A 5,789-nucleotide genomic window follows, 5' to 3' on the forward strand; every position below is an offset into this window, starting at 1 on the left:
GAGTACGAGAGTCGATGGCTGTGGTGCTGTCGCGGTGAACGGTTCGGTGCATGAAGGAGACGGGCGTGGACAATCGATTCAGACGAATGGGCGTGGTTCTTCTGCTGGTGCTTCTGTCGATGGCGGCCGGCTGTGCTTCGCAGCCGAAGCCTTTCACCATCGTGGTCCTGCCGGATACGCAGAACTACAGCCAGAACCACCCCGACACATTCCTCGCCCAGACCCAGTGGATCAAAAACCACAAGGATGAACTGAACATCGTCTGCGTGGTGACCGAGGGCGACATCACCAACGACAATTCCGACACGCAATGGGCCGCCGCTGATCGCGCCCTGACCGTCCTGGACGGTGTCGTCCCCTGGTTCCCGGTCCAGGGCAACCACGACATGCCGCCGGGCGGACAGGTCCGCGACGCCACAGCGTTCAACAAGTACGTCGGCGTTCAGCGATTCCAGAGGCACCACTGGTACGGCGGGCACTTCGAGACGGGCAACGAGAACGCGTTTTACTTCCTGGACGTCAAACGGCTAAGGTTCCTGGTCGTCTGCCTCGAATTCGGCCCGCGCGACGAGGCCATCGCCTGGGCCAATCAGGTCATCGCCAAGCATAAGGACCGGCCGACGATCGTCGTCACCCACTGCTACATGAACCCCGACGACACCCGCGTCGGCCCCGGCGACCCGCACAACCCCCACAGCTACCCGTGCAACGGCAACGACGGCGAGGACCTCTGGGAAAAACTGGTGCGCAAACACCCGAACCTCTTCCTCGTCCTCAGCGGCCATATCTCCGGCGACGGTACCGGCCGCCTCACCAGCCTCGGCGATCACGGCAATCCCGTCCACCAGGTCGTCGCCAACTACCAGTTTCGCCCCAACGGCGGCGACGGATGGCTGCGCATCATGACCTTCCACCCGCAGGAAAATCGAATCGAGGTCCGCACCTACTCGCCGACCCTCGATCAGTGGGACGAGGACAACGAAAACCGCTTCGACCTGCAATACGACATGGGCACACCACGTCCCGCCAAATCCGCCAAGACCCGCGAGTAACGCAGCCTACTCCTGCGGCGGCGGGTTGTAGGGCCACGGGTAGGACCAGAACCAGTCGTAGATGTCTTGCGGCATGTACGGCAAGCCCTCGGCATAGTAGGCGTAGTCGAACCACTCGATGTGCCCGTCGAGAAATAGGACGTTCGAGAGCGGCCGCTTCATATGGGCATAGGCGCTGATATTCCACGGCCAGTTCAGATAGCAGAGGTTCTCATCCCACTCATCAATGGTGTTCTCGCGGGGTGAAGACGGGGTCGTCCCTCCGCCGCGCCAGCATTCCATCATCAACCCAACGACGGCGGGCGATCCGCCCTGGCCGACCTCAGCCACCGCCCGGTCGACCGTCCGCTGGCGGGAGAACTGGTCCCACGGCAGCGGATAGTTGGCGATCCAGCCGTTGACGATGTAACTCCGCAGATTGTCCGCATCGGCGCTGTGGGCGGGACAGCGAAAAACGTCCTTGTCCGGCAGGTAACCGTTGCTCAGAAACAACCGGCTCCAGGTGAGACGGCCGGCCCGCCAGTTGTCGGCGTCAAAGAGCCACCCGTGGTTCTCATCGACGTAAAGCTGCGTGGCCACGCCGATCTGCTGGAGATTCCGACCACAGATCGTCAGCATCGCCTGCTCCCGGGCCTGACCCAGCGCCGGCAGCAGAATCGCGACCAACACCGCGATGATCGCGACCACGACCAGCAGCTCAATCAGCGTGAACGACCGGCCTGCCGCGAACGGGTTCCTCATCGAACGACGGGTTGTGATCTGGCGGTTCATTGTCTTCCTTTCGCTATGGCGGAGGCCCGGCTCTCCCGCCGGACCGGCGCGCCTTCGGTCAACGTCCCCAGTAATGCTGCAACCACAAGGGATCGGAGGTGTTCATCTGACCGGGGATGATGTCATACCGGTCATACCGAACGGCCGCCGAGTGGCCGTCGAAATAAAGCTCGTTGGTCGCGGTGAAGTTGCAGTGGCCGTCCTGGTCATAGTGACGGGGAATGGACGCGGTGACGTACCACCCGTAGAAGCATGTGTGATTCTCGTGCCAGGCGTCGACGATCGAAAGCGTCGCTGACGGCCGCAGGATATCCGACAGCCTCGGCCGTGTCTTTGGCCAATGCCAGGTGCTGTCGCAGTGAAACCACAGGTTGCAGGCGTAACTCTGCTTCGGGTAAACGGAAGCCGGACGCAGTTTGCAGATCGGCGTCGTGTCGGCGGGACAGACGAAAATCTCAAAACCGCGAATGTAGCACGGACCCTTCGTCTCGCCGCGCAGAAAATTGTCCCAGTAGGCGGCGCCGAACGCGCCAGGCGGAATTGCCTCGTGATTCTCCTGGGCATAGATGGCCTCCGCAAGCCCTATCTCCCGCAGCTGCGACCCGCACGCAGCCAGCTTGGCGGCGTCGCGGGCCGCGGTCAGCGACGGCAGCAGCATCGCCACCAAAACCGCGATGATCGCGACCACCACCAGCAGTTCAATCAGCGTAAACGACCGACCTGCCGCAAACGGGCCGTTTGACGCATGACGGGCTGTACGGTCGCCGCTCATTGTGTCCCTTTCGTCGTCGCGGAGCCCGGGCTGAGCTCTCCGCGAAGAATGACCTGAACGATCGCCGACCAGGCCTGATGGCACGTGATCCGCAAACGGTCGCCGTTGCGCAGCTTCACCGGCTGCAGCGACGACGTCGAGCCGCGAAGGATTCTCCACCCCTGAGCCGAGTCGAACGTCTCCCGAACGTACTCATACTCATCCTGCATCGCCACCGGATCGCCGTTGACCGTCACGGTGTAGCGGTACGGCTTGCCGTCACCGTCGTCACCGGTCCGCACGACGCACTGCAGGTTCACCTCGCGCACGCCATCGGGAATCCCCTTGATGACCCATTCACTGAACCCGTCCTTGGGATACCAGCCGAGCACCGGCTCATCCGAACCGTAGACCTGCGAGAGGACGTCCAGCCGGAAGTCATTGGGCGGTTCGGCGGGCAGGGCCTCGGCCAACGGAATCTCCGCCTCCCAAAGCTGACGATAAACAAACGGCTCAGCCGCGGTGGCGGCAACGTCGCGCCTCAGACCGTAGCCGACCATATTCCGCATCAACGTTCCCGCCGCCCCTTCCGTCGCGCTCTTCTCCAACACCGGCATCTGGCATAACAGATACACGCCCGCTCCGTACGGATACTCGACCAGCGGCGTATACGCCAAACCCATCGGCGAACCGGCCACCACCACCGCCCTGGCCGCTTCGGGCAACCGGTCCATCAGCATGTGGCTGCGGGCCACCACATGATCCTCGCCCCAAAATCGCAGGTCTTCGTTCTTCAGCCCAGCCGTAACCGGATGCTCGCCGTTGGGGAACGCAATCGTCGACCAGGACTCGCCGTCCATGCTCAACCGCCCCGGCATCCACCACGCGTTGCTCTGGAACAGCCCGATCGCGCAGCCGCCGGCCTCGACGAACTTCGCGACCGCCTCGTAGAACCGGCTCGCCCCGTCCTGCCCAGCGGCGTCCCGGCCGAGAATCAAAACCTTCAGCCCTTCCAGATCGCCGGCCGTCTCGACGGCGGTTCCGGTCACTCCAAGGGCCTCCAGGGCCTTACGATCGTCGTCCGACACCCGCCACAAACCAACCCCGCCCGACGCCTGCGCCATCGTCGACGCCTTCGGAAAGACGACCAACCCGATCGTGTTCTCAAACACCTGCTCGCCCGCCACGTCCACCGCCAGCTTCAGCGCGCCTTCGGTCCGCGCAGCCACCTCCGGAAGCGTGAACGCCACGTCGAACTCGTCGCGAAAACCGATCTTCGATCCAACCGCGTGCTCGCCCTTGGCAATCTCCTTGCCGTCCACCGTCGCCGACCATCGAACCACCTTGGCCAGCGGACGCAGGTCGTCGTTGAAGCACGTGATCCGCCGGCCGACCGTCTCGCCCGACCAGAACGTGTGGGCGTACTGACGCGTGTAGGCGTACATCGGGCTGTACGCGAACCGCACGTCCTCGTTGTTCGCGTTCCAGTTGTACAGCGGCGGGCCGGCCACCAGGTGTGGATTCACCGTCATCGCCCCCGGATGCGTCGGCTTGACGCCCGGCGCCGTCGGGTCCGGCCAGCTCAGCGTCGCCCCGCTCACGCAGAACGACCAGAAGTGCGCGATCAGGCAGAACGGGTTGATCTCCGCCAGATCGGTGTAGCGGGCCCCCTCAGCCACATAGCGCAGGGCGTGGAAGTGCAGGTCGCGCTTAGCCTGGTGCGGAACCTTGTCCACGTCGGGACCGAAAAACACCGACGGCGAAAGCGAACGGGCCGTGGTGTCCACGTTGTAGAACTCATCGACGAAATGCGGGATGCAAATCTCATCCAGCGACTTGCCCAGCGTGCGTTTGACCCACTCCTCGTCGCCGAACCAGTACGCGGTGTTGGGCAACTGCGGTGTCCGGGTCCAGTCCCACGTGTAGTGGCCGCACCAGACGTCGGCGAAATCGCCGTCGTTGTAGGCGATCCGGGTCGGGTCCAGACGCTTGGCCAGCTCGTGCATCGCCCGGAAGTGCTCCACCGGGGCCGAAAACTCGTTCGCCAGACTCCACGCGATCACCGACGGATGGTTCCAGTCCCGCTGAATCCACGCCTCCAGGTGCCGAAGGTTGTTCTTCTGGAACAGCGGGTCCTCGACCCGCATGTGGCTTTCCGAGCCGTACGTCGCCGACTCGTTGAGAATCAGCATGCCGACCTCGTCAGCCGCGTCCAGCGTCGAAGGCGGACTCGGATTGCCGTGCAGACGTACCGCGTTGATGTTGCATCGCTTCATCAACTCGAACAGCATCTTGGCGTACTCTTTCCGCATCGCCAGCATGCCCGCGGCGTCCATGATCTGCACGTAGTTGTCCGCACGCAGGTTCAGCCGCTCGCCGTTGAAGTACACGTGCTTGCCGTCAATCCCGATTTCGCGGAATCCGAAACGCGTGGTAATCTCCTCGATCACCTGACCCGCGCCGTCCAGCAATTGCGTGCGAAGATGGTACAGATGCGGATCGTGCGGCCACCACAGCTTCGCCTCCGCCCACTTGGCCTCCACCGCGCCCGGCGCCGCTCCCTCAGCCGTCAGCACCACCTTCTCGCCGTCCAGCACCTCGTGCCGCACCCGCGAGCCCTCCGCCTTCTCGCCCGCCGTCCAGGTCCGAACCGTCAACAGGCGATCCTTGACCGACGTCTCGATCTTGACCCGCTCAATCCGGCGGACCGGCACAGCCTCCAGCCACACGTCCTGCCAGATCCCCGCCTGATTGCCCACCCGCGGCGGCAGCCCGGGCGGAGCGAAAAAAGCGAACGCGTAGCGAACGTCCTTGAACAGCGGAAACTCCATGTCCTTCGCGTCCGGATAAAGCAACCCCTTCCAGTTGGTCACCTTCACCAGCAGGTCGTTCGACCCGTCGAAGCGGACCGCATCGGTCACGTCCAGGACCAACGGCGCAAAACCGTCGATGTGCGTTCCCATCGACTTGCCGTTGACGAACACCTCAGCCACGTAACGCACCGCGTCAAAAGTCAGCAGCACGCGACGGCCCTGCCACGCCCGATCGACCGAAAACGCCCGCCGGTACCAGCCGCGGGCCAACTCCTTGGGCCACGACGGCGCGACGCCGAACTCCTCCATGCGGTCCCAGAACGAAGGAACGGGAACATCGTAAAACGTCGCATCGGCGGCCAGGGCCTCCTGATCGATCTGGCCCGGCGAAAACTGCCAGAC

General features: G+C 63.7%; 4 protein-coding genes. 1 reads left to right on the forward strand and 3 read right to left on the reverse strand.

Translation table 11 applies throughout. From position 1 onward, the window contains the following. Positions 1 to 65: 65 nt before the first annotated feature. Complete coding sequence (locus GXY33_17770; protein NLX06989.1) at positions 66 to 1,052, forward strand: hypothetical protein; 987 nt, start codon at positions 66 to 68, stop codon at positions 1,050 to 1,052. A gap of 6 nt (positions 1,053 to 1,058) precedes the next feature. Here the strand turns inward: GXY33_17770 and GXY33_17775 are convergent, their stop codons facing one another. The 3 genes from GXY33_17775 to GXY33_17785 all read right to left on the reverse strand — a co-directional run. Beyond that, entirely contained in the window at positions 1,059 to 1,823 is a 765-nt protein-coding gene (locus GXY33_17775; GenBank protein ID NLX06990.1) for a prepilin-type N-terminal cleavage/methylation domain-containing protein, read from the reverse strand. A gap of 58 nt (positions 1,824 to 1,881) precedes the next feature. Further along, the gene (locus GXY33_17780; GenBank protein NLX06991.1) at positions 1,882 to 2,595 is read right to left on the reverse strand and encodes a prepilin-type N-terminal cleavage/methylation domain-containing protein; all 714 of its coding nucleotides are present in this window, start codon (positions 2,593 to 2,595) and stop codon (positions 1,882 to 1,884) included. After that, on the reverse strand, positions 2,592 to 5,789 hold a 3,198-nt coding region (locus GXY33_17785; GenBank protein ID NLX06992.1), incomplete at its 5' end, for a hypothetical protein. The genes GXY33_17785 and GXY33_17780, both read right to left, overlap by 4 nt.

The sequence above is a fragment of the Phycisphaerae bacterium genome (assembly GCA_012729815.1).
In the GTDB taxonomy this organism is placed as follows: domain Bacteria; phylum Planctomycetota; class Phycisphaerae; order JAAYCJ01; family JAAYCJ01; genus JAAYCJ01.

What these genes read in the sequence shown, in the direction of transcription:
- GXY33_17775 (NLX06990.1), bottom strand. Translation starts at nt 1,823, where the DNA reads ATGAACCGCCAGATCACAACCCGTCGTTCGATGAGGAACCCGTTCGCG.
- GXY33_17780 (NLX06991.1), bottom strand. Translation starts at nt 2,595, where the DNA reads ATGAGCGGCGACCGTACAGCCCGTCATGCGTCAAACGGCCCGTTTGCG.